At 61.7% G+C, this 3,156-nt stretch carries 2 protein-coding genes and 1 pseudogene; 1 reads left to right on the forward strand and 2 read right to left on the reverse strand.

Features of this window, described 5'->3' with window-relative positions:
• Positions 1–231: 231 nt before the first annotated feature.
• A complete protein-coding gene (locus tag ACL02S_RS24035) occupies positions 232–1,839 on the reverse strand; it encodes a TY-Chap domain-containing protein (RefSeq protein ID WP_412804772.1) in 1,608 nt (535 codons plus the stop codon).
• A 233-nt stretch (positions 1,840–2,072) separates the two neighbouring features.
• Between ACL02S_RS24035 and ACL02S_RS24040 the strand changes: the two genes are divergently transcribed.
• Complete coding sequence (locus tag ACL02S_RS24040; protein ID WP_412804773.1) at positions 2,073–2,771, forward strand: DUF6882 domain-containing protein; 699 nt, start codon at positions 2,073–2,075, stop codon at positions 2,769–2,771.
• 180 nt (positions 2,772–2,951) lie between these two features.
• Here the strand turns inward: ACL02S_RS24040 and ACL02S_RS24045 are convergent.
• Positions 2,952–3,156, reverse strand: a pseudogene (locus ACL02S_RS24045) (LLM class F420-dependent oxidoreductase); the annotation flags it as partial.

Consider the following 3,156-nt stretch of genomic DNA (forward strand, 5'->3'; position numbering starts at 1 on the left):
CCGGGTATCCGACCGATCCTGATCCGGGTGATGCCGCGATCCGTAGCTCCATGGGCGGTCACCTTTCGCCTGCCGGGTCGGTTGCGCACTCGATTACCGCGCTTCGGGCTGACTCAATCCTAGGCGTCTATCCGGCAGTATGACCAAGACCGGCCACAAGGGCCTGCGCAGCGCGGTGCCGTCGTGCCGGTCGCACCTGTCGGCACCCGGTCGGTGCCGTGCGACTGCTCCCTAATCGGCGTAGAGAGACTCGGGGTCCTCGACGAAGTCGACGATGTGTCCGTCTTCGACGACATATACGCCGCGGGTTATAGGTGCGTGGCCGTAGGAGTCGTCCTCGAAGGTGCGTTGAACCAGGAAGCCGAAAGCCATTGTCTGTGTCGGATTCAGGGTTGTCGGCACCGCCATTAAACAAGTTCTCCGCGGGACCGACACCCACAACCGTGGCGCTTTCAAGAAATGGTGGACGACGCGCATCGCGTTCGGGTCGAGAATCTTTTCGGCAGAGAAGTCGCGGCCGGAGCAGTTCGCAAAGGGGATCGTCGCGACCTCCGCGATTTCCCAGTCGTAATTCAAGGCTTCCAGATTGGCAATTGCGGATGCCCAGAGTGCTTGGAATTCAATGGTTTCCGGGTATTCGGTGTCGATGGTGTACTGACCGTCCCTGTCTGCGGCGAGCACGGCGATCGGTGCGGCGCCTGGTCCGGTTATTCGGTGGCGGACCAGCCCACGATGGGCCCAGTCGGCAGGCTTCAGGAGAGGATAGCGCCGGTCGTCTACTTCCTCGAGTGCAGGCGGCGCTGGTTGGGACGCGGTGGATTGCGGGTTCTCGGCGGCTTCGGTGATGATGTCGAAGCTGCTGACGTTGTGGTCGGAGTCCATCGCCAGGAGCTTGTAATCGAGGCGGAACCTGCCTTCATGGAAGGCGGCGAGTTCGCCTCTCGCCGCAAGCGCGCCGGTCAGGTCCGGATCCGCGCGGACCATGGCGTCGACAAAGATGGTCGTTCCCCGCTCCACGCGCTTGCCTGCGATGACGCGATTGTCGAACTCGATGTCGTCGAAACTCTCGACATCGATGACCACGTCGATGGCCACGAGACGGTCCGGTCCGGCCAATGCGATGAAATCGACCGTTCGATCGCGCACCGGCCACAGATCGCCGCCTCCGACGAGGAGTTCCCAACCTTCGGAATCGAGGAAGGAATTCGCGACAATCGTCTTCACCTGATGGTTTGCGAGTCCCATCAGTTTTGCCTGACCGAGCTTTCGTTGCCCGGCCTCGGCGAATTCGTACAGGGTCGCCGGTTCCATCGTGCGGAGCCGTTCGGCGGTCAGACCGTAGGCTGCGATCTCGCTGATATCGGGTTCCTGATCGGAACCGTCGTTCCAGGTTTCCGACTGCAGCCCTAGTGGCAGCCACACCCCCGAAACATTCCGCAGGGCCAAGGCAACCGATTCCGCTAATTGTTCGTAATCGGTATAGCGGGCAGGCCAATCCAGGTCCTGATACCAGTTGTTGTTGTCCTCGTCCGGCAGTGCCCAGCCTCGCTCGGCAAGCACCAACTCGTGCTCCGGCATACTGCCGCCACCGTAGGAAGCCGTACCGACCTCAGCGCGCAGCCCACAGTCCTTGCGGAACTGAGCGAAACTGCTCGTGTCATCCCCGTCCGCGAGGGTCAGAATGCTTTCCTCCGGCAGGGTGAACAACGTCCATGCCAATCCCGCGGCGAACCAATCCCACACCGCGTCTTCGGCGGCTCCGATATCGGTCCGATCGACCTCGAGCCCCGCCCGAGCGGCATCGGATTCACCACGGCGCCAGAACTTTCTCAACCCCACCTGAACACTCCACTTTCCCGACCCGACAACGCGCAGACGCTAACACATCATCGGAGCGGTCATCGGGTCGGGAACCGACCCGATGCCCTGCGGAACCGGGCTATGGCTGCGACGACGGCATCGGTGCTGTCGATACCGGATCCGCAGTATCGGGCGAGACTTGCCGAGCAGTCGATCTGGGGCTCTTGCCATAGACTGCCAACGTGTCTGCTTTGACCGATTTCGTGAACCTATTGGACGACGCCGCGCTTCTCTCCTTCGAGCACCAGCTTCAACTGGCCGACGTGCTGGGCGAGCACTCCTGGGGAGTGGATATGCAAGGTGGAGTCTTCACATTCGACACGGAGCGGGGCCGCATCGAATGCTCCAATTTCCATTTCCTCGGTTCGGCCGCACCTGTTCCGGGCACGTGGCTGTGGTCGTGGGCGAATCAGTCAGGGTTTCCTGAAACGGTCTCCGCGCTCGCTACGTCTGTGCGCGCCTTCGGCATCGAGCATCATATCGAGGAATTATCCGCTGCGGAAATCCCGTTCGAGGCTTTTCCCATCGATCAGCCGGAGCCACACCAGGTCGCATCCCTGCAGACCGAGGCTGCCAAAGCAGTCACCGGCCGCTGGACCAGTTATATGGGCACGTCCGGCGCCAGCGGTGCCCGCCTGGCATTCTTGGTGGAACACCAGGACTTCCAGTTACCTCCTCCTGAGGGGCCACGTGTCATGTATACGCTGACCGAGGGCCTGGCGAACCTGATACTGCATGATCATCGCCGCGCGGCGAGCAGCTATCTGTCTCAGCGCGGCCTGCATTCGACATTCTCGCCTGATTACCGGCAGTTGATCGTCGACTCGGCCATCCTCTACGGCACCATCGAATTCGATGAGCACGGCCGTACGACGTCTTTCGATATGAAGAAGATGTCGGCGGATCGATAGGTCCGCATCCAGGTTCTGTAATCGACAGCGGGACTGCATCGGGGACGGGTAGATCGTCCCTTTGGCTCGGTAACCTCGGTTGATCCTCCGCGCTGAGCGCGAGGTATCGCCCCCAGTGAGGGGATGGAGGCATCGGTGGTGCTCGTGGCCGCGAGGGCCGGAGCGTGGACGGGACGTGAATCAGTTCACCTGTGGCATTACTTCGGCGGCCACCAACTCGAGGTGATCGATATCGTCGATATCCAAGATCCCCAGATAGATACGGGTGACACCGATTTCCGCGTAGCGACCGATCGTATCGACTACTTCGGCCGGCGACCCTCCGCCACCGTTTCCGCGCAGTTCCTCCATGCTGCGGCCGCTCGCCGCGGCACGTGCGGCTACC

The organism is Nocardia spongicola, from assembly GCF_047200775.1.
Lineage (GTDB): Bacteria > Actinomycetota > Actinomycetes > Mycobacteriales > Mycobacteriaceae > Nocardia.